Genomic DNA, 24,634 nt, shown 5'->3' with positions numbered 1-24,634 from the left:
GCAACTCCTGGCTCGTGCTGCGGTGGCGCTCGCCTGCGGGGGAGTCGGGGCGGGTGCCGGGCAGGGTGCAGGAGTTGCCGACCGGGGGTGATCCGTGTCGGCAACTCCTGGCTCGTGCTGCGGTGGGGCTCGTCTGCGGGGGAGTCGGGGCCGGTGTCGGTCAGGGTGCAGGAGTTGCCGACGAACCGAGCACCGCGCACCGCGCACCGCGCACCGCGCACCGCGCACCGCGCACCGCGCACCGCCCACCGCGCACGGCGCACGGCGCACGGCGCACGGCGCACCGCGGAACGTCCGTCGCTCGGGCGCCACCCTCGTCGCCCGTTCCTCGTCCGGGTGATCTGTCCCCCCGATGGTGGACACGGTCGGCACGCCGGCCCTAGTTTGGGTGTCACCCGAGACGTGACGATCCCTGTTCACCCGACCCCGGCGCCGTACCCGAACACGGCACCGGGGGAACAGGTCGAGGCGCGCGTCTGCCCTACCCGAAAAAGGCACCACCATGCATTCGCTCACCCTCGCGGGGTCTCCCCGTCGCGGGCGGAGGGCCCTGCGCCTGTCCGCCGCGCTGCTCGCCACCCTCGCCCTGGCCGGCACCGCCGCCCTCACCGGCACCGCGGCTCCGGCCCGGGCCGCCGAGATCGACGGTGCCATCACGAACGTGACGGTCACCCCGACCACGCCGAAGCAGGGCTCCCAGCTCACGACGACGATCGCGTGGCAGGTGCCCGACGACACCCTCGCCGGTGACACCTTCACGCTGACGCTCAGCGAGCACCTGAAGAACCTGCCCACCGACTTCGCGCTCCGCGACCCCGCCACCGGTGCGGTCGTGGCCGACGCCGCCGTCGTCGGGACGCGCCCGTCCGTGGTCACCTTCACGATGACCGCCTACGCCGAGGACCACCTCAACGTCAGCGGCCAGGCCTTCGTCACGTCCGACTTCGAGGGACGCACCACCCCGTCGGGCGTGCCGACCCCCTTCACGTCGACCACGAACGACGGTCGCGACTTCACGACCGTCGTCACTCCGACCGGTGTGCTGCGCGGCTCGGACGTCGTGACGAAGTTCGGCACCTACACCCGTGCCGACCAGGGTCGACTCGTGGCCGACGACTTCCTCGTCTGGAGCGTGAACACGCCGATGGGGCCGTTCGACTCGGCCACCGTCGGTGACTCGGTCCCCGCCGGCGAGGCGTGGTCGTTCGACTGCGACACCGCCGTCTTCACCGAGATCCGCACCAAGGCCGACGGATCGCTGGCCGCCCCGGTCGCCGTGACCCCGGCCTCGTTCGACTGCACCGACTCCGGGTACACGGTCTCGTGGGGCGCGCAGACGCGGACCGCGCAGTACCGTGCCGCCGTCGCCGTGAGCCTCGCCGCCCCCACCGGCACCGCGACCGCCCCGCAGACCTTCACCAACGCCGCGACGGCATCGACCGTCCGGGCCGGTGTCGCCGCCGCCAGCCGGGTCACGGCCTCGAAGGTCCAGGCCTCCGCCGGGGGAGTGGGCAGCGGTGACGTCCCCGTCTCCGCCGTGACCATCACGAAGGGCGACGCCGCGGGCCACGCGGCCGACACCGCCGACGCCGCCGTCGTCCTCTCCGACGGGACCGCCTCGCTGGCCTACCGGGTGACCAACACGGGTGCCGACGCGCTCGCCGACGTCTCGGTCTCGGACGCGGTCGTCGCCAACGGCACCGTCACGGGCCTGAGCTGCGACTTCAGTGCCCTGGGCGGACCGTCCACCGGTGTCACCTGGGCCGGCCCGCTCGCGGTCGGCGCCTCGTTCGACTGCACCGCCGCCCTCGCGGGTGTGACGGCCGGCACCGCCGACCACCACGACGTCGGCACCGTGACGGCGCGGGGCATCGAGTCGGGCCAGGCCGTGACGTCCTCGAACGCCTGGTTCGCCCGCGTCTCCGGCGCGACCACCACGCCGACGTCCGTCCCGACGACGACCCCGGCCGCGGTCGCCGCCCCCGCGGCGGGCCCGACCGCCCCGGCCGCGTCGACGCCTCGACCGGCCGCCGCGGCAGCGACCACCGGTCTCGCCTTCACCGGGGCCGAGCTGGCCGGTCCGGTCACGCTGGCCGCACTGCTGACCCTGCTCGGTGCAGCGCTCGTCGTCTCGGCCCGTCGCCGTGCGGCCCGCGCGGCGCTGACCGGTGACGCCGACCGCAGCCACCGCGGCGAGTAGCCGACCGCCAGGGGGTGCCGGGTGCGGCGGACACGACGTCCGCCTCACCCGGCACCCCCCTTTCGTCCAACCTGCACCTCCCCGAAACAGACGTGGACTAGGTTCGCTACTCGTGACAGAAGACAACGGACACACGATGCGCGTCGTCAGCTACAACCTTCGCGAGCACACGGCCAAGGGCGAGATCCGGTCGCTCGCCGAGGACAACGACGCCGACGTGCTCTGCCTGCAAGAGGCCGACACGAAGGACATCCCCGACGAGTTCGGCGAGTTCGCCCTCGCGGCGTCGACGCACAACAACCGTCTCGGGCTGGCGGCCTATTACCGCCGTTCGCGCTTCGAGTTGCTGGGGACGAACGTCTACGCGCTGAAGAAGTCGATGCACGACCGGGTGATGTCGCCGGCGCACGAGCGTCTCCTGGCCATGCACCTGGCCGACCGGCAGAGCGGACGCGACGTGCTGATCGGCTCGTTCCACGCCGCCCCGCTCACCGCCACGAACGCCCTGCGGAAGAAGCAGGTCGAGTCGGCGCACCGCCTCATGCGAGCGCTGGCGCCCGGCGTGCCGATGCTCATGGTGGGCGACTTCAACTACCCGTGGTTCCACGGCGGTCTCCGCAAGCACATCGAGCGGGACGGCTTCGTGCTGACCCGCAGTTCGACCCCGACCTACCTCGGCTACAAGTACGTGAAGGGCCACTTCGACTTCGCGACGAGCTACGACCTCAAGATCGAGGACGTCGTCACCCTGCCGGCCGGCATCAGCGACCACCGTCCGATCCTGGTCCGCGCCCGGGGGCTCTGACCTCGCGGGTTCCGCACACGACGACGGGCCCGGTCACCTCCTCGGTGGCCGGGCCCGTCGTCGTGGTGCCGGGAACCGCAGGAGGCGCGGTGCGGCCGTCAGCCTCACCGCGCCTCCTCGGGGCCGGAACCGCAGGAGGCGCGGTGCGGCCGACAGCCTCACCGCGCCTCCTCGGGTCGTCGCGCCCGCAGGCGCCGCCGGGGCCTAGGCGGCCAGGGCGAGCTCGCGGGTCTCGACCGACGAGGCCTGCACGATGGTGCGGCTGGGCTCGTGGCGCCAGCTGCGACCGGGGATGACCCAGCCGGCCGCTCCGTCGACGACGACCGACGCACCGACGCGCACGGCGGCGGTGACGTCGTCGCGCCAGGCGCGGACGGCGAACTGGGTGCCGCGGTCGTCGACGACGACGAACTCGACGAGGCGGGCGGTGGTGAGGGTGGGCGCGGTCATGACCGTGCCGGTGATGCTGATGATGTCGTTCATGATGCTCGATTTCGATGTGTGCTCTGTGTTGCGACAGAATCCGTGGCACGAGATGCCGGATGGGCGCTCGTGGTCCGCCTGACGGCGGTGGTCGGGCCTGCGGTGACGGCGGCCGGAGAAGTAGGGCAACGATGATCGGTGGTCATCGTGCGCATCCGGCGAGGTCGTCTCGCGAGGCTGTTCGGGCGGTGCACCGGTGTGGACTCGGTCGTCACCGCACGGGGCACTTCTGAGAAGAGGGGCCCAAGCGACTCACCACAGTAACACGCCCGGGGTACGTCCACCAGTGTTTCCTCGGAAGGTTCGACGGGGGTGAGTGGTTGGCTCTACACATGACCACGATCCCCACCATCACCCTGAACAACGGAATCCAGATCCCTCAGCTCGGGTTCGGCGTCTACCAGGTCGACCCGGCCGAGACCAAGGACGCCACCCTCACCGCGTTCGAGGTCGGTTACCGCCACATCGACACCGCCGAGATGTACGGCAACGAGGCGGGCGTCGGCGAGGCGATCGCCGAGAGCGGCATCGACCGCAGCGAGATCTTCGTCACCTCGAAGCTCAACAACGGCTTCCACAAGCGTGACGACGCGCTGAAGGCGTTCGACGGCACGCTCGACGCGCTGAAGCAGGATTACGTCGACCTGTTCCTCATCCACTGGCCGCTGCCCGGCATCGACGTCGACTACGTCGAGACCTGGAAGGCCCTCGAGGAGATCCACGCCAGCGGCCGCGCGAAGTCCATCGGCGTCTCGAACTTCCAGCAGCCCCACCTCGAGCGCGTCCTCGACGAGGGCTCGGTCGTCCCGGTCGTCAACCAGATCGAGGTCCACCCCTACCTGACCCAGGACGCGCTGCGCGAGTTCGGCGTCTCGAAGGGCATCCACACCGAGGCCTGGTCGCCCATCGCCCAGGGCGGCGTGCTCAAGGACGAGACCATCACCGAGATCGCCGAGCGCGTCGGCAAGACGACCGCGCAGGTGACGCTGCGCTGGCACATCCAGCGTGGCGACATCGTCTTCCCGAAGTCGGTCACGCGCTCTCGCGTGGAAGAGAACTTCGATCTCTTCGACTTCGAGCTGACCGACGCCGACGTGGCCGCCATCACCGCTCTGAACAAGGACGAGCGCACGGGTCCGAACCCGGACGAGTTCAACTACATCCCCAGCTGATCGCCTGATCGGCACGACGTCGCGCTCGGTCGCGACGCCGAGGCACAGAGGCCGGGTCCGCACGTCGTCACGACGAGCGGGCCCGGCCTCCGCACGTCGAGGCGTCGCGCGGGCGCCTAGTACGATCGACGTTTCCCCCGACCACAGCCGACCAGATCCGGAGGGCGTGACACGGTGCGACGGATCGTCGGCGTCCTACGCCTGCTCGCGGCCGCCGTCGGCGTCGTCGCCCTCGTCGCCGACTTCGTCTACGTGCTCGGTTTCAGCACCTTCAGCTCGATCAACTACTTCAGCTACTTCACGCAGCAGAGCAACATGGCGAACGTCGTGGTGCTCGCCTTCGCGGGCGTCGTGTCGTTGCGTGGGCGGCAGGAGCCCGGCTGGTTCGCAGGAGTCCACGCCCTGGTCAGCACCTACGTGATCGTGTCGGGCATCGTGTTCGGCATCATCGTCGCCGAGTCGGCGAGTCACGACTACCGCATCGAGGTGCCCTGGTCGAGCCAGCTGCTGCACTTCGTGATCCCGACGTTCGTGCTCGTGGACTGGGTGTTCGGCCCCGACCGGCCGCGGGTTCGGTGGCGGGTGCTCTCGGTGGTGCTGGTCTTCCCGCTCGTGTGGGGCGTGTTCACGATCGTCCGCGGCGCCGACGTCGGCTGGTACCCGTACTTCTTCCTCGACCCGGCGCAGGTCACCTGGCCGGGCGAGTTCCTGTTGTACAACGGCATCGCCCTGGGCACGATCGTCGGGGTGCTCGTGGGGCTCGTCGCGCTGAGCCACGTGCGGCCGCACGCGCGGGCACGGCAGGGTGGCGGGCCGGCGTCGGTGACGGGCACCGCGCCTCCTGCGGTCGACGGACGAGGAGGCGCGGGTCAGGACGTCGGGTCGGCCGTCGGCTCGTCGGTGGGCGCGGGGGACCCGGCGGCCACGAGGTCGAGGTAGGGCGCCAGGCTCTGCATCGCCGCGGCCACCGCCGCGTCGTCGTCGTCGAGGCCGGCGACCTCGGCCGCCGCGTCGCCACCGGTCAGCGCGACGAGCACGGGTGCGCCGGTCGCCGGCATGAGGTTGACGAAGAGCCGGTAGGGGGCGTCGTCGTCGAGCACGGCCCAGACCGTGGCCTGGGTGGACCAGAAGGCCTCGTCGAAGCGCAACCAGAGCACCTCGCGCGTGCCGACGCCGAGGGCCTCGATCGCGTCCGTGTGGGTGGACGGCAGGTCGGGTGAGAACTCGGGCACGCCGGTCTTCAGCACGCCCAGGGGGATGGTCGACACGGCGCGGTCGACCGAGAGCGACTCGCCGGTCGCGAGCCTCAGCCCCACGCCCTGGTCGCCGTACTGGACGCGGACGACGTTGCTGTCGCGGAGCACGTCGAGGCCGTCGAGCAGGCCCGCGACGAAGCCCGACAGGCCACCCGTCACCACGGAGGCGCCGGTGGGCAGCAGGTCGCCCGCGGGGTCGTCGCCGAGGGCCGAGGCGGCGAGGTCGTCGGCCCCGACCCCCCAGCGGGCCGGGAGGAGGTCGTCGAGCACGAGGGCGAGACGGTCGGCGTCCGAGACCCCGTCCGGACCGGGCAGGGCCGAGACCTCGTCGGCCCCCGAGCCGGAGAGGGCGTCGGCGACGCTCGTGCCGGAGTCGGCGTCGGTCGTGGTGGAGCGCCCCGCGGCCCAGGACGCGGCCCGATCGAGACGGTCGGCGGCGTCGCCTAGGGAGTCGACCGCACCGTCGGACGTCCGGACCTCGACGGTGTCGTCGAGCGGCCGGGTGCGGACGCGGGCGAGGGCGAGGGCAGCCTGGAGGGCCACCGACCCGGGGCCCTCGAGCAGGCCGACGCCGAGTTCGACCGGGTAGGGCCAGTCGTCGTCGTGCACGCTGTGCACCCGGCCGCCGACCCGGCCGCGGGCCTCGACGACCACGACGTCGTAGCCCCGGTCGACGAGGGACCGCGCCGCGGTCGCGCCCGCGATGCCGGCGCCGATCACGGCGATGCGCTCGTCGGCCGCGGCGACCCCGGCGACCTGCGCCGCGACGTCGAAGCCCGACTGGCGTGCACCGTAGACCGTGCCGCCCATCGTCGAGGCGACGGCTTCTCCGGCGAAGAAGAGGCGCTCGTCGAGCGGGGTGCCGAGCAACCGGCGGTCGGCGTCGGAGGTGCCGGGGGTGAGGTGGCTCGTCGCCCCGAGGGAGTAGGGATCGTCGGCCCACGAGCTGCGGCGGAAGGCGGCGGGGGCGACCGTGCCCGACGAGGTCGGCGTCGGCGTGGGGGTCGGCGTGGTCGCGGACGGGGTGGGGCTGGCCGTCGGCGCGGGGGAGTCCGTCGTGCAGGCCGACAGCACGAGGATCGCGGCCCCCGAGACCGATCCCGTCAAGAACGCTCGCCGACTGATGCCCATGGTGCGTCCATTCTCGCAGTCGGCGCGCACCGGCGCTCGCCGGGGTCGTCCCGTGGCGTCCTGCGCACCGGCACCGCGCCTCCGGGTCGCGTCCTGCGTTCGGGCGCCGCGCCTCCTGGTGGCGTCCTGCGTTCGGGCGCCGCGCCTCCGGGTCGACGACCCGTCGGGGCGGGCCTCAGGCGTCGACGGTCTCGAGGAAGGTGCGCAGCAGGTCCGTCACCTGGTCGACGGGGAGCAGCGACGAGGCGTGGTCCTGGCCGACGAGCGAGTAGAAGACGGCCGCCGGCATCCGGCGGGCGGCCTCCTGGGACTCGCGGTGGCGGTCGACGTCCCGCGTGCCCGCCAGCAAGAGGGTGGGGACCTCGACCGAGTCGAGCTGGGGGACCGTCAGGCCGCCACCGGTCTCGGCCGCGGTGAAGAAGGCGGCCAGGGCGATCGGATCGTCCTGCATGAAGGCCAGGCGGGTCTCGGGATCGATCGGACGGCCGATCGTCTCGCCCCAGCGGTCGACGAAGCGGGCCATGCCACCCGTCGTCAGGGCGTCGTGCCAGTCGGGCGTGAAGGTCGCGCCGATGTTGCCGTTCATCGGGGCCCAGCTGCCACCGATCGTGGTCAGCGTCCGGAGGCGCCGGGGCTCGTGCGCCGCGACGGACAGCCCGATGCGGGCGCCGAACGAGTAACCGACGTAGTGCGCGGGCTCGAGGCCCGTGGCGTCGAGCACGGCGCCGACGTCACCACGGTGCAGGTCCATCGCATACGACTCGGGGTCGTGGGGCTTGCCGCTCTTGCCGTGGCCGCGCATGTCGAGGGCGACCACCGTGAAGTCGCGCTGCAGGTCCCGGAGGTAGCCGAGCCCCCGCCAGGTGCCGCGCGAGAGGCCCGAGCCGTGCACGAGCAGGAGCGGCGGACCGTCCCCGTCGACCTCGTAGGCGATCTCGGTGCCGTCGACGGGGTTCGGGGTGGTCGCACGCATCCCGACAGTCTGGCAGCGCCACACAGCTCGTGACGGTTGTGGTCGTAGTGCTCGCTGTGCTCGTTCTGCTCGCTCTGCGCGTCCCGCTCGCTGCGCGCGTCCCGCTCGCTGCGCGCGTCCCGCTCGTCGTGCCCGCTGCGCGCCCCGCTCGTCGTGCCCCCTGCGCGCGTCTCTCGCGTCGTGCCCGCTGCGCGTCCCTCTCGTCGTGCCCGCTGCGCCTCCCGCTCGTCGTGCCGTTCTGGTCGCGTGACGGTCGACTCGGGTCGGCTCGCGGTCGGGTCGACCGAGGTACCGAGTGGCGCGCGATGTCGGCAACTCCTCCCTCGTGCCGCCCGTGCCTCCCGTGGGCGGCGCCCTCGGCCGCCTGCGCGTCACAGGCCCGGAGTTACCGACTCGGCCGGTGCCGCACGAGCAGGTCCTCCTCGGCGCGGTGCCGCACGAGCAGGTCCTCCTCGGCGCGGTGCGGCACGGCGGGGCCCGGCGCCGTGGCGGACCGGGGTGGGCGGCCCGGTCTTCCGGCGGTCGAGGGGAGGAGGGTGGACGCATGGTCGAGGCTTGGACGGCGGCACAGATCCGCGAGGCGGAGCGCCCACACCTGGAGGCCGGTGAACCCTTGATGAGGCGGGCGGCCGACGGTCTCGCGGACGTCGTGCGCGACGTGTTGCGCGCCTCCTCGTCCTCTCGGGACGGTCGTGCGGGCCGCATCCTGTTGCTCGTCGGAAGCGGCAACAACGGCGGTGACGCGCTCTACGCCGGGGAGTCGCTCGCCCGCGAGCTCGTGCCACAGGGCGGCGCGGTGACGGTCGTGCCCGTGGGGTCACGGGTGCACGAGGCCGCCCTGGCCGCGGCGCTCGCGGCAGGGGCCGTGCTCGACGACGTCGAAGCCTGGTGCGATGCTGCGGTCGTGGCGGGGGTTCTGCCCGCGTACGACGTGCTGCTCGACGGACTGGTCGGGACGGGCTCGAACGGTGCGGGGCTCCGGGGGGATTCGCTGCGCGTGGTGGAGGCGGTGCTGCCGGTGGTCACTGGTGCGACATGGGGTGCGGGTGCAGAGGCGGCTGTGGCATCCGTGACGGGGAGGGGCGCAGGGACGTCCCCGGGCGGAGGTTCGGCTGCGGACGGCGACGTCACGGAGCCCGCACCACGAGTGATCGCGGTCGACGTTCCGAGCGGCATCGGGGTGGACGACGGGGCCCTCCCCGATCCGCCACACGTGCTGCCCGCGGACGTCACCGTCACGTTCGGCGGGCACAAGGTCGGGCTCGTCGTGAGCCCGGGGGCGGAGCGAGCCGGACGCGTCGTGCTCGTCGACATCGGCATCGGTCCGGACCTCGCGCGCATGCCCCCGGCGGTCACGACTCCCTGATCGCCGCCCCGCCCCCGCCCCCGCCCCGCCTCGTCCCGCCCCCGCCTCGCCTCGTCCCGCCCCTGTCCCTGTCCCGTCCCTCTACTGCCCCGTTCCGTCTCGTCATGTCCTGTCCTGTCCGTTCCGCCTGCTGTCACCGCCAAGCGTCTGGCCCGGTCGGCAACTCCTGGCTGTCGGCTTCCCGAGGCGGAGCCCTCGCGCCTCCCTCGCGACGCCGACGCCCGAGGCAGGAGTTCCCGACACCGCACCAGCACGATCGGCAACTCCTGCCCCCAGGGCATCGCCACCGGGCCGGAACTCTCGCACGACATCGGGTCTGGGCTGGAAACAGGAGTTGGCGACGGCAGCCCGGTCCCGACCGCGGAGAAGGTCTGACCGGTTCGGCGTCGTCTCGTCCCCACGGGCCCGCCGCCGCCGTGCGTCCCCGATACGAGTCGCGCCGAGGTGCTGGCTACCGCGATTTCGACACGCTCGTGGACATGACCACGATCGCCGAACTGGTCTCGTCCGCCGGAGGCCTGCTCCACAAGCGCGACCTCGTCGCCCACGGCGCGACCGACCGTCACCTCACCGTCGCCGTGCGATCCCGCAGCGTCGTCCGGCCCCGGCGGGGGTGGTACTCCACGTGGTCGCCCCATGACCCCCGTTACGTCGCGGTGGCGGTCGGTGGCCGGCTCACGGGAGCCTCCGCCCTCCACCTGCTCGGGGCGTGGTCGTGGTCGTCGCGCCGACCGCCCGTCACCGTGTCGGTTCCGATGACGGCCTCGCGCCTCCGGAGGCGCCGAGGGGTCCGTGTCGTCTGGGACCCCGTCGACCTGAGCAGCCGCGGATCGACCTGGGCGGTCGATCCTCGCGACGCCCTGGCACGGGCGGTCGTCGAGGCGCCATCCTTCGAGGACGCGGTGATCCTCGTCGACTGGGCGAGGGAGGCAGGCATCGTCCAGGACGATGACGACGCCGCCGAGGTGTTGTCCCGCAAGAGGGTGGACGCTGCCGGCCTCGTAGCATGGAGTGAAGGAGGCGCGGAGAGCATCCTCGAGAGCGCCGCCGGAACGAGACTCCGACGCGCGGGACGCCACGTCGTGCGTCAGATCCCCGTCTCGGGGACGAACAAGATCATCGACATGGTGGTCGACGGCATCATCGGATTCGAGACCGATGGACGAGCACACCACGAACGGCGTTTCGACGAGGACCGGGTCAAGGACTCCGACATCGCCCGTGAGGGGCGGGTGCCGTTCCGGGCGAGCGCCATGATGGTGAAGAAAAGGTGGCGGTCGACGGCTGAGGCGATCGATGCGCTGATCTTCACGGCGGGTGGCCCCCGTCGCGCCGAGGATGTCGGCAACTCCTCGTTGCCGCGAGTGCTCGGACCCCGGGGTCGCCGATCGTGGCGGCTGGCGATTCCCCGACGGCGCGCCGGTCAGGAGTTCCCGATCGGGGGGACCTAACGGTGGGGCTCGGGTCCCGTGCCGCTGGCCTTCATCGCGCCGCACGGCCCGGCCAAGCCGGTCGCGAGGCACGGCCCGCGGCACGGGCCGCCGTCCGGCCTGGCCAAGCCGCCCGCCGGCTTGGTGAAGCCACCCCGCCCGCGGGCCCGGCCCAGCCCAGCCCAGCCCCGCCCGGCCTGGCCAAGCCGCCCGCCGGCCCGGCCCACCTCAGCTCCGCGGCGACTGCTTCGACGAGGGGACGACCGACAGCGGAGTGGTGATCGTCTCGAGCGACTTGCGAGCCGCGTCGACACCGAAGATCAACGCGATGACGCCGCCGACCAGCATGACGCCGGCGCCCAAGAAGTACCCGCCCGTGAGGGGACCCCGGTCGCTCCCGTCGCCGATGAGGGCGCCGTAGAGGCTCGGAGCGACGGCGCCGACGATCTGGCCGAGGGCGAAGAAGTAGCCGATGACCTGACTCCGTAGCTCGAGCGGGAAGATCTCGCTCACCGTCAGGTAGGCCGACGACGCGCCTGCCGAGGCGAAGAAGAACGAGACGCTCCAGAACGCGGTCTGCGTCGCGGCGTTCAGCACGTCCGCCTGGAACAGGATCGCCGACACGGCGAGCACCGCCGCCGACACGGCGTACGTCAGGAAGATCATCTGTCGTCGACCCCAGCTGTCGAACAGCGGCCCCAGCACCAGCGGCCCGAGCAGGTTTCCCACGGCGAAGATCAGGAAGAAGTACTGCGTGCTGCTGGGGCTCGTGCCGTAGAAGTTCTGCAGCACGAGTGCGTAGGTGAAGAAGATCGCGTTGTAGAGGAACGACTGCGTGATCATCATCGCGGCGCCGACGAAGGTCCGCTTCGGGTAGTCGTGTACCAGGGTGCGGATGATGGTGCCGAACCCGATCCGCCCCGCCGCGACCACCTCGATGGCCTGGTCGTCCGACACGGGGGTGAGGTGGTCGGTGCCCTTGTCTTTCTCGACGCGGGCCTCGATGTCGTCGACCGTCGCCTCGGCCTCCTTCTCGCGTCCGTGGGTCATCAGCCACCGCGGGCTCTCCGGGATGTGGCGGCGCAGGTAGATGATCGCGAGGCCGAGCACCGGCCCCATGAAGAACCCGATGCGCCAGCCCACGTTCTCGGCGAACAGGTCGGGGTCGAGCAAGAAGATGTTGGCCGTCGCGCCCAGGGCCGCGCCGCCCCAGTACGTCCCGTTGATCGCGATGTCGACTCGTCCGCGGTACTTCGACGGGATGAGTTCGTCGATCGCCGAGTTGATGGCGGCGTACTCCCCGCCGATCCCTGCACCGGCGAAGAACCGGAACACGGCCAGGAAGACGAAGTTCGGCGACAGTCCCGCGATGGCGCTCGCCACGAGGTAGATCGCCAGGGTCAGGATGAACAGCTTCTTGCGGCCGAGGCTGTCGGCCATCCGCCCGAAGATGAGGGCCCCGAAGACCTGGCCGACGAGGTAGATCGTGCCCAGCAGCCCGACCTCGGCGGCGGTGAGCCCGAGATCCGCCTGGAACCCGGCCGACGCCACGATCTGGATCTCGAGCCCGTCGAGCACCCAAGAGAACCCCAGGCCCACGACGATCGACCAGTGGAACCTCGTCCACGGCAGACGGTCCATCCGAGCCGGGACGAGGCTGCGCGTGCCTCCGCTCGGGCCGCCGTTCGACGCGGTGGTGGGTGAGCTTGTCATGGGTCGGCCTCCCGGGGATGCGTGACGTCGGGTGCGCAGCCTGCAAGTCTGCATCATCTGCACGTGCCCGGACGTTACTCGCGCTCGGAGCCCGTGTCCGCGTCGGCCCGCACGTCGAGGAAGCAGATACCCGAGGAGGCGCGTGTCGCCAACGCAGGACTCCTGAGGAGGCGCGGGCCGAGAAGACAGGGGCCCGGAGGTGGGGCGCACCCCGAGACAGGAGTTGCCCGCACCTGCAGGGGCAGATGAGGGCGCGCACGGGCAACGCAGGACCGCCGAGGAGGCGCGTGTCGACAACGCAGGACTTCCGAGGAGGCGTGGGCGGAGAAGACAGGGACCCGGAGGCAGGGCGCGCCCCGAGACAGGAGTTGCCCGCACCCGCACCCGCACCCGCACTGAATCCGGAGGGGCTGAGGAGGCGCGGGTGGTGCAGGCCGCACCGCCGGCCATGGGGCAGTCGGGGGACGGGATCACGCGGCGCGGGACGTCGGTTGCGCGACGGTCCACGACCTCACGGACGGCTGATGCGACGACGAGCTGCCGACGGCCGGCGCTTCCCCGAGGGGGAGGCCGTGACCATCGGCAGCTCGGCAGCTCGGCAGCTCGGCAGCTCGGCAGCTCGGCAGCGCCGACGCACGTCTCGCCACGCGACACGCGCCGCGCGCGACGCGCGCAGGCTAGTGCGCGACGACCGGCTCGGCGCCCTCGACGACCGGCGGGCGCCGGACGAAGAACGACCCCACGACGGCGAACACCGAGATGATCGCGCCGACCAGGAACGCGGCGCGCACGCCGGCTCCCGTGGCGGCGGCTCCGGCACCGGACTGGCTGGCCGCCGCGGTGGCGGCCAGGGTCATCACGGTGACGAACACGGCGGTGCCGGCGGCGCCGGCCAGCTGCTGCACCGTGCCGACGATCGCGCTGCCGTGCGAGTACAGGTTCGACGGCAGCGACCCGAGGCCCGAGGTGAACAGCGGCGTGAACATGAAGGCCAGGCCGATGCTGAGGGCGACGTGGGCGGCGAGGACCATCGGGATCGGGGTGGACTCGGACACCGTGGACATGAACCACAGCACCGCGCTGACCAGGGTGGTGCCGGGCACGAGCAGCACGGTCGGACCGTACTTGTCGAACAGGCGTCCCACGACGGGCGACAGCAGGCCCTGGACGAGACCGCCGGGCAGCAGCAGCAGTCCGGTGGCGAGCGGGTCGAGGCCGTGCACGTTCTGCAGGTAGATCGGCAGGACGATCAGGGTGCCGAAGAGGGCGATCATGCCGACGCCGAGCACCGACGCCGAGATCGTGAAGGTGCGCGACGAGAACGTGCGCAGGTCGAGCAGGGCGCGGTCGCGACGCTGCAGCGAGCGCTGACGCAGCACGAACGCGACGAGCGCGACGACGCCGACGGCCAGCGGCACCCAGGCGGGGACGGCGGCCTCGGCCCCTTCGCCGATCGAGCTGAGCCCGAAGACGATGCCACCGAAGGCGAAGGCCGACAGGATCACCGAGGTGACGTCGAGGGGCACCTTCTTCGGCGTGGTGACGTTCTTGACGCGGGCGGCACCGAGCGCGAGCGCCACGAGGGCGATCGGCAGCACGAGGATGAACATGAAGCGCCACTCGAGCACGCTCAGGATGACGCCCGAGATCGTCGGGCCGATGGCCGGTGCGACCGAGATGACGATCGAGATGTTGCCCATCGTGCGGCCGCGTGTGGCCGGCGGCACGAGGGTGAGCACGGTGGTCATCAGCAGCGGCATCATGATCGCCGTGCCCGAGGCCTGCACGACGCGGCCGAGCAGCAGCACGCCGAAGCCGGGAGCGATCGCCGAGATGGCCGTCCCGAGGCTGAAGAGGCTCATCGCGGTGATGAACACCGGGCGGGTGTTGAAGCGCTGCAGCAGGAAGCCCGTGATCGGGATGACGACGGCCATGGTGAGCATGAAGCCCGTGGTCAGCCACTGGCCCGCCGTGACGGTGATGTCGAGGTCGCGCGTGAGGCTCGGCAGGGCGACGCCCATGATCGTCTCGTTGAGGATCACGACGAAGGCCGACACGAGCAGCAGCCCGATGACGAGCTTGTTGCGCGCTTCGGTGCCGGCCTGGTCGCCGTCGGCGCCCGTCGTCGCGGTGTCGCCGGTTCGGCTCTCGCCGGCTCGGCTGTCGCCGACGGTCGTCGGGGGAGAGGGGTCGATGCTCAAATGGGGCTCCTCGGAGGTGACGGCGGTGTGCCTGTGCGACCGAACGTACGAGACGGTCCGGTTCTTCCCGATCCGTCCGATCGCGTCGCCGTCACCCCGAGGAGGCGCGATGCCCGTCGGTCAGACGTCGCGTCGCTTCACGAGCGCGAGCGCCAGACCGAAGAGCACGACGACCCAGCCGACGAGCACCAGCAGGGCGCTCCACGGCTCGAGGACGAGGGCCCCGTCGGGGCTCGGCAGGGCCATGGCCGACTGGCCGGAGACGACGTAGTCGTAGAGCCGGGCGGCGGCGTTCGGCGGGATGATCTCGGCCAGTGTGTAGACCCAGGCGGCGTCGACGAACGCCGTGAAGATCTGCACGATGATCGGCAGCACGAAGACCAGGCCGACCGAGGCCGCGATGGCGCCGGCGCCGTTGCGGATGATCGCCCCGAGCGAGAAGGCGATCATGCCGATGAAGGCGATCGAGGCCGCGGCTCCGACCACGCTGCGCCAGAGGGCACCGTCGCCGAAGTCGACCGTGATGTCGTTCGACGGCAGGATCGCGCTGTTGATCAGCAGGGTCAGGACGAGGGCGACCAGCGACACCACGAAGAGCGTCAGCGCGACGACGACGAGCTTGGCGACGACCGCGGGCAGGCGCTTGGGCACCGTGGCGAAGGTCGACCGGATCATGCCCGTGCCGAATTCACCGGTGATGACGAGAGCGCCCAGGATCGACGCGACGAGTTGGCCGAACACCACGCCGACCGAGACGGACTGCGCGACGATCTGCTGTTGTTGCTCGGTGCTGGCCTCGCCGGCCTGGAACAGGCCCGCGCTCAGGGCGAAGAGGGCACCGAAGCCGACGATGATGACGACCATGATCGCCAGGCACCACCAGGTCGAGCGGAGCGTACGCAGTTTGATGACCTCGCTGCGCAGCACGCCGCCGAAGGTGAGCTTCGAGGTCGGGCGCACGGGTCGGTCGCGGTGACGGGTGGGGGTCGTGGCGGTCATCGGGTCGCTCCCTGGGGGGTCTGCGTGTCGGGGGCGACGTGGCTGCCTCGCGCCGCGCCTCCTGCGTGGTATTCGACGGAGTCCTGCGTGAGGGTCATGTACGCGTCCTCGAGCGAGCGGACCAGCGGGGTGAGCTCGTGCAGCACGACGCCGGACGAGGCGGCGAGGTCGCCGACCCGCTCGGCGGTGATGCCGCGCAACTCGACCACGCCGGGTTCGACGGCCGTGACGGCGACGTCCGGCCCCTGCAGCAGCGAGACGAGGTGGTCGGCGTGCGGGCTGCGGACGCGCACGGCGTCGCCCGACGCCTGCGAGATGACGTCCGAGATGGGGGAGTCGGCGAGCACCTTGCCGCGCCCGAGCACGATGAGGTGGTCGGCGGTCTGGGCCATCTCGCTCATCAGGTGCGACGAGAGGAACACGGTGCGACCCTCGCTCGCGAGGAAGCGGGCCAGGGTGCGCACCCAGACGACGCCCTCGGGGTCGAGGCCGTTGACGGGTTCGTCGAGGATGACGGTGGCCGGGTCGCCGAGCAGCGCGGCGGCGATGCCGAGGCGCTGGCCCATGCCGAGCGAGAACCCGCCGACGCGCTTCTTCGCGACCGACTCGAGGCCGGTCAGGGCGATCACCTCGTCGACGCGCTTCTTGCCGATGCCGTGCGTGGCGCCCATGGCGAGCAGGTGGTCGTGGGCGCTGCGACCGGTGTGCACGGCCTTGGCGTCGAGCAGGACGCCGACCTCGTGCAGGGGGGCCGCGTGGTCGGCGAACCGCTTGCCGTTGACCGTGACGCTGCCGCTGGTGGGGCGGTCGAGCCCGACGATCATGCGCATGGTGGTGGACTTGCCGGCGCCGTTCGGGCCGAGGAACCCGGTGACGAGGCCGGGTCGGACCGTGAAGGTGGCGTCGTCGAGCGCGCGCTTGTCTCCGTAGATCTTGGTGAGGTTCCGGGCTTCGATCATCGCGTGCGTCCTGTCGTCGGCATGCTGAGGGGTGTCCGCATCGCCCCAGGCTAGGGGCGCGGTGCGCCCGGGGGCATCCCCCGCCCGGCCGAGACCGGTGGATGTGCCAGTGGTCCGCTCGGTGGACGCCGCGTCCCGGGGTCGACCCGTTACAGTCGTCCCTCGTGATCGCCGACACCCTGCTCGCCGCCCTGCCCGCCTCCACCGGCGGGGGGTTCGTCCTGTTCAACCCGGACGAGCTGCTGCCCGCCCTGGGGCCCTGGGCCCTCGCCGGCATCTCGCTGATGGTCTTCATCGAGTCGGGCGTGCTGTTCCCGTTCCTGCCCGGCGACTCCCTGCTCTTCACCGCCGGCGTGCTGCACGAGGCGCTGGGGCTGCAGGTCTGGGTGATCGCCCTCTGCGCCTTCGTCGCCGCGGTCCTCGGCGACCAGGTGGGCTACTTCCTCGGCAACCGCTTCGGCCGACGCCTGTTCAAGGACGACGCCCGCATCCTGAAGACGGCCTACCTCGAGCGTGCGGAGGCCTTCTTCGCGAAGTACGGCGGCACGAGCCTGATCCTCGGTCGGTTCGTCCCGATCGTCCGCACCTACGTCCCGCTGGCCGCGGGGACCGCGGGCTACCGGTACCGCAGGTTCCTGCTCTTCAACGTGACCGGCGCCTTCCTCTGGGCCGTGGGCATGACGGTGCTCGGCTCGCTGCTCGGCGGCATCCCGTTCATCCGCGACCACATCGACGTGCTGGCGGTCGTGCTCGTCGTGCTGTCGGTCGTGCCCATCGCCCTGCACGCCCTGCTCGCCTGGCGCCGGTCGCGGCGTGAGGCGGCCCTCACCGAGCTGCGGACCGCGGACGTCGGCGACGAGGCGGGCACCGGTCCGGGCTCGGCCGGCCGCCCCGAGTGACCGGTACGCCGCTCGGTTCGGTCGAGGACCTCGTCGCCCGAGCCCTGGCGGTCCACGCCCGGACGCAGGAGGCGCGGCGCGGCTCCTCCGCGGGCCTCGCGTCCCCCGGCGGTCCCGCCCCGACGTCCGTCCGCACCCTGATCGGCGTCGCCGGCGAGCCCGGCGGCGGCAAGAGCACGGTCGCCGCGGCCGTCGTCGAGGGGCTCACGCGGGTCGGGGTGAGGGCCGTGGTCGTGCCGATGGACGGGTTCCACCTCGCGGGCGCCACCCTGGCCCGGCTCGGCCGCCTCGACCGCAAGGGCGCGATCGACACCTTCGACGCCGACGGCTACCTCGCCCTGCTCGAGCGGCTGCGGTCCCGGTCGGGGACGGTGTGGGCACCCGAGTACGTCCGGGGCGTCGAGGAGTCGATCGGCGGCGCGGTCGAGGTCGATCCGTCCGTCGAGGTCGTGGTCAGCGAGGGGAACTACCTGCTGGCCGAGATCACGCCCTGGCCCGCGCTGCGCGCGACGTTCGACGAGGTGTGGTTCGTCGACACCCCGGCCGAGCGGCGACGGCGCTGGCTCGTCGCCCGCCACGTCCGCTTCGGCATGACGCCCGGAGCCGCCGAGGCCTGGGCCGCGGGTCCCGACGAGGCGAACGCCCGGCTCGTGCGGGCCACCCGCGCCCGGGCCGACGTCGTCGTGGACGCCGGTCGCCTCTGGCCCGACGCCTGACCGACCGCCGGTGTCGGGGGTCCACCGTAGGGTTGACGATCATGCGCCTGTTGTTGATCCGCCACGGTCAGACCCCCGACAACGTCGAGGGCGTCCTCGGCACCGTCGCGCCCGGCGTCGGGCTCACCGACCTCGGTCGACGGCAGGCCGAGGCTCTGCCCGCCGCCCTCGCCGACGAGACGATCGGTGCCCTCGCCGTCAGCACGCTCGTGCGGACGCAGCTCACCGCGGCTCCCCTGGCCGCCGCCCGGGGCCTCGCGCCGACGGTGCTCGACGGGTTGCGCGAGGTGAAGGCGGGCGACCTCGAAGGCCGACGCGACACCGAGGCGGTCACGGCCTACGTCGGCTGCGTCTTCTCCTGGGCATCGGGCGACCTCGACGTCCGGGTGCCCGGTTCCGAGGACGGGCACGAGTTCTACGCGCGGTACGACGCCGCGTTGGCCGACCTGATCGCCGGGGCCGAGGGCGACGGGCACGAGACGGTCGCGGCCGTCAGTCACGGTGCGGCCATCCGGGCCTGGGTCGGCTCGCGGGCGGTCAACGCCGACGACGAGTTCATCCGTCAGCACCTGCTCGAGAACACGGGGGTCGTCACCCTCGAGGGCAGCGTCGAGGGCGGCTGGCGCCTGCAGACCTGGCAGGGCCTGCCCGTCGGCGGGGCCGAGCTGCTCGACCTCGAGGCGGCGGACCCCACCGGCGAGTCCTACTGAAGCCTGACCCCAAGCCCGACCCCAAGCCCGATCCGGTGCCCGACCCGAGGCCGGATTCCAGGCCCGACCCGTCGACCACCTGTCGCGCCTAGGCGCGCACGCGCTCCACGCCGTCGCAGCTAGGCGAGCAGGCGCTCCACGGCCGGGCCGCCGAACTTGCCCTCGGGGTCGATCTCGCGCACGAGGTCGGCGAAATCCGTCAGTCTCGGGTAGGCCGCGACGATCGCCGCGTGCGGCAGGGCCGACAGCTTGCCCCAGTGGGGGCGCGGGGTGAACGGGGCCAGCGCCTCCTCGACCCGGGGGATCAAGGCCGCGACCTCGGCGGGGTGCTTCTTCCAGGTGAAGGCGATGCCCAGGCTGTCCTGAGGTGTCGGGCTCAACCAGAGCGGGTCGCCCGCGACGGTGCGGGTCTCGCAGGTGTGCAGGTGCGGGCGTAGCTCGTCGCCGACGCGTCGTACGGCGCGGAGGGCGGCCGCACCGTCTTCGAGGGCGACGAAGTGTTCGCTCTGCAGTTCGGAACCCACGGACGGGGTGGCGTCGATGCGGAAATGCGGCAACCGGTCGGCCCACGACCCCACGCTGCCGTCCATCGGCGTCGACTTCGTGCCGGTGACCTCGGCGTGCTCGTCGACGGGGGCGGGGCGGGCGCCCCACAGGTCACGGGGCATCGACACGTCGGCGAGGCCGTCGGGCACGCGCGACTTGACCAGCACCTCGCGGATGCGGTGGTCGAACTCGTGGAAGAAGCTGACGCTGTACCCGGCTCCCATGACGTCCACCAGGTGGTCGTCGACGCTCGACCAGGGCAGGTCGACGTAGGTGTCCTGTCGCATGCGGAACCCGGGTTGGACGTCGAGGGTCACCCGGACCACCACGCCGAGGGCGCCCAGGGCCACGACGCTGCCGTCGAAGCCCGGCTGTCCACGACGCACGGTCCGGAGCGACCCGTCGGGCCCGACGATCTCGAGGGCCGACACCGCGCTCGACAGGCTCCCGAGGCCGAGTCCCGAGCCGTGGGTGCCGGTCGCGATCGCTCCACCCACCGAGATGTGCGGCAGCGAGCCCATGTTCAGCAGGGCGAGTCCGTGTCGGTCGAGGTGCTGCGCGACGACGGCGTAGTTCGTGCCGGCCCCGACGGTGACGCCGTGGCCGTCGTCCGAGATCACCGGGTCGGCGGGCAACGCCGTGGTCGAGACCAACAACCCCGGTCCGTCGGCCACGTCGCTGAAGGAGTGGCGCGTGCCCAGGGCCCGGATGCGCGGGGCCCCGGCGACGAGCTCGCTCAGCTCGTCGATCGTGGTCGGCTGCACGACCCGGGTCGCCCCGTAGCTGAAGCTGTCGGCCCAGTTGCGCTCGTCGCGTCGGGGTGGCCGGAGGGTCTCGTGCGTCGTCGTCACCGGTCGAGTCTCGCACGCGTGCCCGGCGGGCCCGGGGCCCGGTGTCGCACTCGTCACCGCCGCGCCCGGCGTCCCCGGCGTCCCCGACGCCCTGCGGCTCAGGCGGCGATGCCCTCCTCGTCCTCGCGGACGGCCACGCGCTCGTTCGCGAGCCGGGTGCGGCGCACGCTCCAGAGGTGGGTGAGTCCGGCGAGGGCGAGCCCCGCGGCCAGCCAGAGTGCGAGCGTCAGACCGGCCCGGCCCCATCCCTGGCCGGGGAAGTACACGATCGACTGCGTGGCGTGCAGCCAGGCCGAGCCGTTCCAGAAGGCGCCCAACGCGCCGAAGAAGGGCGGCACGAGCTGCGACGAGAAGACTCCGCCCGAGCTGGTGAAGTTCAGCATGACGAAGAGCATGGTCAGGGCCGGCGTCGTCCAGTGGCGGAGCAGGGGGTGCAGGCCGATGCCGATCACGACGACGGCGGTCACGTACAACCAGCTGACGAGGGCGACGCCCCAGAGGCCGGTCGTGACGATGCCGTAGACGGGGCCGACCACGACGGTGCCGATCGCCGCGATCACGGCCGCCGTGACGACCCCGGCGAGGAGGCGCGAGCCGAGTCCCAGCCGGGCGCTCGCCGCCGAGATGGCTGCGGCACTCGCGTACGCGCCGACGCTCAGGGCGACGAGCAGGAAGAACAGGCCCTGTCCGGTCGGGTCGCCCTCGCCGCTCGGGACGACGTCGTCGACCTTCAGGGGCAGCCCGAGTCGGTAGGCGACCGGACCGAACACCTTCTGCAGGACGCTCGCGGTCGTGTCCGACGCGGCGGACGAGACGTACAGCGTCGCGTCGGTGGCGCCCACCTCGAACGCACCCGAGATCTCGCGGTCGGTGATGAGCCTGCGTGCCGCGTCGGCGTCGGCGACGGTGCGCACGTCGAGGGCGTCCGGGTCGGCGTCGTTGAGCTGTTGGGCGAAGACCTCGCTCTGGGCCGAGCTGCCCACGACGGCGACGGGCACGTGGTGCGGGGTCGGGTGGCCGAAGGCGCCGAGGTAGGCGAGGGCCATGCCGGTGGCCAGGAAGAGCGGGATGAGCACGTGCAGGCCGAGGGACCGCCAGGCCGCGGCGTCGGGACGCGGGCGGCGCGCGGTCGTGGGCCCGGCGTGCTGGTGAGCCCGGTGGAGGCGCGGGTCGGGTCGGTCGTCCCGCCCCCGGAGCGCGTCGGCGCGGAACGGGTCGTGGTCGGGGCGCGCGCCGTCGTCCGGGCGGTGCAGGGTCAGGTCGGTGGTCGTCACGGGGCTCCTCGGGGTCGGGGGCGCCGTTGCCCGTCGGTCTACAGTTGCATTATGCAACACAAACGACCCCCTCGGTGTTCCCGACCACCCGCCGTTAGGCTGAACACGTGACGGACCAGCGGGGGCATCGAGGAATCGACACGGTCTACTCGGAGCTCGAGACCGTGTCCCGACGGGCCGTCGCCCGTGCCCGGCACAAGAGTGCCCCGCTGTCGTTCGTCGAGCACTCTCTCGTCACCTTCATCGCCACCCACCCCGGCTGCCGCGCCACCGACATCGCCGCCGACTTCGGGCTGAACCGCTCGACCGTCTCGCGCCAGCTCGGCGGACTCGTCGAGCTGGGCCTGGTCGAGCCCGGCGCGGGGGCCGCGGTCGAGGGTCGCCGCGGCCAGGCGCTCACGCTGACCGCCCGTGGTCGTGACCTGCTCGCCCGATCGGTCGACGCCAACCGGTCCGCACTGGCCGACCGGCTCGAGGGATGGACGGCCGCCGAGGTCGACGCGCTGGCCGCGGCGCTCCACCGTCTGAACTCGGCCTTCGTCGACTGACCCGCCTGGCGGCTCGGCGCCCGTGCCCGGTGCCGGGTGCCCGATGGCCGGCCCGGCCCGGCCCGGCCCCGGCCCGGCCCGGAACGGCGATGCCCGTCGCGGTGGGCGACGGGTGTCGCCGACCCGCGCCTCCTCGTCGATCGGGGTACAGATCGTGTGAAGGATGTGACTGGAGTCATGTCGTGCATCCCCCTGTGAACCCCTGACTGGGGACATGCCGATGACGAGAAACCCTGAGGTGCGGGTTTACCCTTCCCGGTTCCGCCCGTAGGCTGAGCGGGTTCCCCACCCCCGACGACCGTCGATCCGGCGCGTCCAGCGGGCTCAGGACCGACCACAGATAGGTGCTCCTCCGTGACTTCGCCCGTGTCCCTGCCCCGCCGTCAGGGCGTCGCCGCCGCCGTGGCGACGGTGCTGCTCAGCCTCACGCTCGTCGCGTCGGGCGCGGTGCTCGGGGGCTCGCCCGCACAGGCCGCCTCGTACCCGACGTGGGACGACGTCCAGGCGGCCCGGTCGAGCGAGTCGGCGAAGGCTTCCGAGGTCAGCCGCATCCAGGGGCTGCTCGACCAGCTCGCGAGCGACGCCACCACCGCCCAGGCCGAGGCCGAACGTCTCGGTGCCGAGTTCGAGCAGGCCCAGGCCGACGCCGACGCCGGTGCCGCCAAGCTCGCCGAACTGCAGTCGCAGGCCGACGAGAAGGCTGCGGTGGCCGACGCCAGCGAACAGCGCGCCGGTCAGGTCTCGGCCCAGCTCGCCCGCACCGGTGGCGGTGACGTCTCGTCGCAGCTCGTGGGCGACACCGAGCAGGCCGACGACCTGCTGTACCGCCTCGGCGCGATGAGCAAGCTCACCGAGCAGACCGACGGCATCCGTCAGCAGGCCGTGAACGACCGCAACGTGGCCCAGTCGCTGTCCGACCAGGCCAAGGTCGCCTCGGACGCGCTCGTGAAGTTGCAGGGAGCCGCCCAGGTCTCGATGGACGAGGCCCAGGCCGCGTCCGACGCGGCCGCGGCCGCCGTCGCCGCCCAGCAGGAGAACGAGTCGCGCCTCCAGGGCCAGCTCGCCGTGCTGCAAGACCAGAGCCTGCAGACCGAGGCCGACTACGCCACCGGCGTCGAGGTCGCGCGTCAGGCCGAAGAGGCCCGCAAGGCCGCCGCTGCCGCCGAGGCCGCCCGCCAGGCCGAGGCGCTCCGTCAGCAGCGCGCCGCGGCTGCCGCGGCCGCCGCTGCCCGGCCCTCGACGCCCTCCGCACCCGCGCCCGCCCCGTCCGCCGGCGGCGGTTCGTCCGGCGGTGGCGGTGCCTCGAGCGGCTCGGGCTGGGTGCGCCCCAGCGCCGGGTACATGTCGAGCGGCTACGGCATGCGCGTGAACCCCGTGACCGGCGTGTACCGCATGCACGACGGCATCGACCTGGCCCCCGGCTGCAACAGCCCGATCTACGCGGCGACCTCCGGGACGGTCACCTTCGCGGGCCTGACCGGCGGCTACGGCAACTACATCCAGGTCAGCCACGGCGGCGGCGTCTCGACCGCGTACGGCCACATCGTCAACGGGGGCATCAAGGTGTCCCGCGGGCAGAGCGTCGTCGCGGGCCAGTTGATCGCGCTCGTCGGTTCGACCGGCAACTCGACCGGCTGCCACCTCCACTTCGAGACCCGCGTCGGCGGCGCCTCGACCAACCCCGTGCCGTTCATGGCCGCGCGGGGCGTGCGACTCTAGGCACCCCACGAGGGGGCAGAATCGTCTGGTGACGAACACCGCTCCCTCCGCCCTGCCCCCGCTGCATCTCGAACGCGTCGCCTTCGACGATCCCCGTGCCGTCGCCCTGCGCGACGCCATGGACGCCGAGATGACCGTCCGCTACCACCGAGACGTCGTCGAACCCGTCGACGTCGTCGAGGCCCGGAACGCCGCCCTCACGGTGCACCCGTCGAACGTGCTGGCCACCGTGCTGGTGGTCGTTGACGACGGTGCCGACGGCGGCACGCCCGTCGGCCACGCCCTCGTGCAGAGCCGGGACGGCGAATGGGAGGTCAAGCGGGTGATCGTCGCGGACGGTCAGCGCGGCCGCGGCATCGGCCGGCTGCTGATGGCCGAGCTCGAGGCGGTCGCCCGTGAGGGCGGTGCCCGCCGGCTCATCCTGCAGACCGGGGACCGTCAGCCCGACGCCGTCGCCCTCTACGAGAAGATCGGCTTCACCCGCATCCCGACCTACGAGCCCTACGTCACGACCATCCCGCAGTCGATCTGCTTCGAGAAGCCGATCGTCTGACGTCCGGCGGCCGACGCCCCCCCCGAGGAGGCGCGGGTCGACACGACGACGGAGGCGCGCCCCGGTCGCGTGACCGGGGCGCGCCTCCTGCGTTCCGTGGGTGGGCGTGTCCGTACGGGCCCTGCGTCCG

The 24,634-nt window shown here is 72.4% G+C and carries 21 protein-coding genes; 12 read left to right on the top strand and 9 right to left on the bottom strand.

The features are described 5' to 3' along the window. Window positions 1–502: 502 nt before the first annotated feature. Both ACIOSR_RS05150 and ACIOSR_RS05145 read left to right on the top strand, forming a co-directional pair. A complete protein-coding gene (locus ACIOSR_RS05150; protein WP_402751991.1) occupies window positions 503–2,200 on the top strand; it encodes an Ig-like domain-containing protein in 1,698 nt (565 codons plus the stop codon). 112 nt (window positions 2,201–2,312) lie between these two features. Continuing rightward, window positions 2,313–3,005, top strand: coding sequence for an endonuclease/exonuclease/phosphatase family protein (locus ACIOSR_RS05145; RefSeq protein WP_307785101.1), 693 nt, complete (start codon window positions 2,313–2,315; stop codon window positions 3,003–3,005). Window positions 3,006–3,209: 204 nt separating this feature from the next. On the opposite strand, the gene ACIOSR_RS05140 is transcribed toward ACIOSR_RS05145, so the two are convergent. Beyond that, window positions 3,210–3,488, bottom strand: coding sequence for a hypothetical protein (locus ACIOSR_RS05140; protein ID WP_402751990.1), 279 nt, complete (start codon window positions 3,486–3,488; stop codon window positions 3,210–3,212). A 332-nt stretch (window positions 3,489–3,820) separates the two neighbouring features. Between ACIOSR_RS05140 and ACIOSR_RS05135 the strand changes: the two genes are divergently transcribed. Together ACIOSR_RS05135 and ACIOSR_RS05130 are read left to right on the top strand one after the other, a co-directional pair. Further along, window positions 3,821–4,660 (top strand): aldo/keto reductase, encoded by an 840-nt coding sequence (locus ACIOSR_RS05135; RefSeq protein ID WP_159825978.1) that lies wholly within the window; start codon window positions 3,821–3,823, stop codon window positions 4,658–4,660. Window positions 4,661–4,834: 174 nt separating this feature from the next. Then, window positions 4,835–5,599: a Pr6Pr family membrane protein gene (locus ACIOSR_RS05130; protein WP_285063070.1), complete on the top strand. Its 765-nt coding sequence runs from the start codon at window positions 4,835–4,837 to the stop codon at window positions 5,597–5,599. On the opposite strand, the gene ACIOSR_RS05125 is transcribed toward ACIOSR_RS05130, so the two are convergent. Both ACIOSR_RS05125 and ACIOSR_RS05120 read right to left on the bottom strand, forming a co-directional pair. After that, entirely contained in the window at window positions 5,530–7,047 is a 1,518-nt protein-coding gene (locus tag ACIOSR_RS05125) for an FAD-dependent oxidoreductase (protein ID WP_402751989.1), read from the bottom strand. The genes ACIOSR_RS05130 and ACIOSR_RS05125 overlap by 70 nt on opposite strands. A gap of 175 nt (window positions 7,048–7,222) precedes the next feature. Further along, window positions 7,223–8,020, bottom strand: coding sequence for an alpha/beta fold hydrolase (locus tag ACIOSR_RS05120; RefSeq protein ID WP_056046697.1), 798 nt, complete (start codon window positions 8,018–8,020; stop codon window positions 7,223–7,225). Window positions 8,021–8,564: 544 nt separating this feature from the next. Between ACIOSR_RS05120 and ACIOSR_RS05115 the strand changes: the two genes are divergently transcribed. Together ACIOSR_RS05115 and ACIOSR_RS05110 are read left to right on the top strand one after the other, a co-directional pair. Beyond that, window positions 8,565–9,386 (top strand): NAD(P)H-hydrate epimerase, encoded by an 822-nt coding sequence (locus ACIOSR_RS05115; protein WP_173151475.1) that lies wholly within the window; start codon window positions 8,565–8,567, stop codon window positions 9,384–9,386. 479 nt (window positions 9,387–9,865) lie between these two features. Beyond that, window positions 9,866–10,837 (top strand): hypothetical protein, encoded by a 972-nt coding sequence (locus ACIOSR_RS05110; RefSeq protein ID WP_402751988.1) that lies wholly within the window; start codon window positions 9,866–9,868, stop codon window positions 10,835–10,837. A 207-nt stretch (window positions 10,838–11,044) separates the two neighbouring features. Here ACIOSR_RS05110 and ACIOSR_RS05105 read toward each other — a convergent pair whose 3' ends face one another. The 4 genes from ACIOSR_RS05105 to ACIOSR_RS05090 form a co-directional block, all read right to left on the bottom strand. Further along, window positions 11,045–12,529, bottom strand: a complete 1,485-nt coding sequence (locus ACIOSR_RS05105) for an MFS transporter (RefSeq protein ID WP_402751987.1) — start codon at window positions 12,527–12,529, stop codon at window positions 11,045–11,047. 677 nt (window positions 12,530–13,206) lie between these two features. Then, entirely contained in the window at window positions 13,207–14,730 is a 1,524-nt protein-coding gene (locus ACIOSR_RS05100) for a DHA2 family efflux MFS transporter permease subunit (protein WP_207114414.1), read from the bottom strand. A 120-nt stretch (window positions 14,731–14,850) separates the two neighbouring features. Continuing rightward, window positions 14,851–15,729, bottom strand: a complete 879-nt coding sequence (locus tag ACIOSR_RS05095; protein WP_056046690.1) for an ABC transporter permease subunit — start codon at window positions 15,727–15,729, stop codon at window positions 14,851–14,853. Then, on the bottom strand, window positions 15,726–16,688 hold the full coding sequence (locus ACIOSR_RS05090; RefSeq protein ID WP_043593111.1) for an ABC transporter ATP-binding protein: 963 nt from the start codon (window positions 16,686–16,688) through the stop codon (window positions 15,726–15,728). Before ACIOSR_RS05090 ends, ACIOSR_RS05095 begins: the two co-directional genes overlap by 4 nt. A gap of 164 nt (window positions 16,689–16,852) precedes the next feature. Between ACIOSR_RS05090 and ACIOSR_RS05085 the strand changes: the two genes are divergently transcribed. Genes ACIOSR_RS05085 through ACIOSR_RS05075 form a run of 3 tightly spaced genes read left to right on the top strand, consistent with a single transcriptional unit; the run spans window position 16,853 to window position 19,013 of the window. Further along, on the top strand, window positions 16,853–17,587 hold the full coding sequence (locus ACIOSR_RS05085) for a DedA family protein (RefSeq protein WP_235452643.1): 735 nt from the start codon (window positions 16,853–16,855) through the stop codon (window positions 17,585–17,587). After that, a complete protein-coding gene (locus tag ACIOSR_RS05080; protein WP_402751986.1) occupies window positions 17,584–18,303 on the top strand; it encodes a nucleoside/nucleotide kinase family protein in 720 nt (239 codons plus the stop codon). Before ACIOSR_RS05085 ends, ACIOSR_RS05080 begins: the two co-directional genes overlap by 4 nt. Window positions 18,304–18,344: 41 nt before the next feature. Further along, entirely contained in the window at window positions 18,345–19,013 is a 669-nt protein-coding gene (locus ACIOSR_RS05075; RefSeq protein WP_402751985.1) for a histidine phosphatase family protein, read from the top strand. 119 nt (window positions 19,014–19,132) lie between these two features. Here the strand turns inward: ACIOSR_RS05075 and ACIOSR_RS05070 are convergent, their stop codons facing one another. Together ACIOSR_RS05070 and ACIOSR_RS05065 are read right to left on the bottom strand one after the other, a co-directional pair. Further along, window positions 19,133–20,410 (bottom strand): FAD-binding protein, encoded by a 1,278-nt coding sequence (locus tag ACIOSR_RS05070; RefSeq protein WP_402751984.1) that lies wholly within the window; start codon window positions 20,408–20,410, stop codon window positions 19,133–19,135. Window positions 20,411–20,508: 98 nt separating this feature from the next. After that, the gene (locus ACIOSR_RS05065; RefSeq protein ID WP_285063059.1) at window positions 20,509–21,684 is read right to left on the bottom strand and encodes a hypothetical protein; all 1,176 of its coding nucleotides are present in this window, start codon (window positions 21,682–21,684) and stop codon (window positions 20,509–20,511) included. A gap of 107 nt (window positions 21,685–21,791) precedes the next feature. Between ACIOSR_RS05065 and ACIOSR_RS05060 the strand changes: the two genes are divergently transcribed. From ACIOSR_RS05060 to ACIOSR_RS05050, 3 genes are all read left to right on the top strand, one after another. Further along, window positions 21,792–22,232, top strand: coding sequence for a MarR family winged helix-turn-helix transcriptional regulator (locus ACIOSR_RS05060; protein ID WP_402751983.1), 441 nt, complete (start codon window positions 21,792–21,794; stop codon window positions 22,230–22,232). A gap of 354 nt (window positions 22,233–22,586) precedes the next feature. Beyond that, a complete protein-coding gene (locus ACIOSR_RS05055; RefSeq protein ID WP_148053639.1) occupies window positions 22,587–23,951 on the top strand; it encodes a peptidoglycan DD-metalloendopeptidase family protein in 1,365 nt (454 codons plus the stop codon). A 28-nt stretch (window positions 23,952–23,979) separates the two neighbouring features. Then, a complete protein-coding gene (locus ACIOSR_RS05050) occupies window positions 23,980–24,504 on the top strand; it encodes a GNAT family N-acetyltransferase (RefSeq protein WP_402751982.1) in 525 nt (174 codons plus the stop codon). Window positions 24,505–24,634: the final 130 nt, after the last annotated feature.

This window comes from Frigoribacterium sp. NPDC087798 (assembly GCF_044742985.1).
Lineage (GTDB): Bacteria > Actinomycetota > Actinomycetes > Actinomycetales > Microbacteriaceae > Frigoribacterium.
This window is presented reverse-complemented; position numbering and strand designations above follow the sequence as displayed.

Coding starts and splice junctions, on each gene's coding strand:
- ACIOSR_RS05150 (WP_402751991.1), top strand. CDS start 503: ATGCATTCGCTCACCCTCGCGGGGTCTCCCCGTCGCGGGCGGAGGGCC.
- ACIOSR_RS05140 (WP_402751990.1), bottom strand. CDS start 3,488: ATGAACGACATCATCAGCATCACCGGCACGGTCATGACCGCGCCCACC.
- ACIOSR_RS05135 (WP_159825978.1), top strand. CDS start 3,821: ATGACCACGATCCCCACCATCACCCTGAACAACGGAATCCAGATCCCT.
- ACIOSR_RS05125 (WP_402751989.1), bottom strand. CDS start 7,047: ATGGGCATCAGTCGGCGAGCGTTCTTGACGGGATCGGTCTCGGGGGCC.
- ACIOSR_RS05120 (WP_056046697.1), bottom strand. CDS start 8,020: ATGCGTGCGACCACCCCGAACCCCGTCGACGGCACCGAGATCGCCTAC.
- ACIOSR_RS05115 (WP_173151475.1), top strand. CDS start 8,565: ATGGTCGAGGCTTGGACGGCGGCACAGATCCGCGAGGCGGAGCGCCCA.
- ACIOSR_RS05110 (WP_402751988.1), top strand. CDS start 9,866: ATGACCACGATCGCCGAACTGGTCTCGTCCGCCGGAGGCCTGCTCCAC.
- ACIOSR_RS05105 (WP_402751987.1), bottom strand. CDS start 12,529: ATGACAAGCTCACCCACCACCGCGTCGAACGGCGGCCCGAGCGGAGGC.
- ACIOSR_RS05095 (WP_056046690.1), bottom strand. CDS start 15,729: ATGACCGCCACGACCCCCACCCGTCACCGCGACCGACCCGTGCGCCCG.
- ACIOSR_RS05090 (WP_043593111.1), bottom strand. CDS start 16,688: ATGATCGAAGCCCGGAACCTCACCAAGATCTACGGAGACAAGCGCGCG.
- ACIOSR_RS05075 (WP_402751985.1), top strand. CDS start 18,345: ATGCGCCTGTTGTTGATCCGCCACGGTCAGACCCCCGACAACGTCGAG.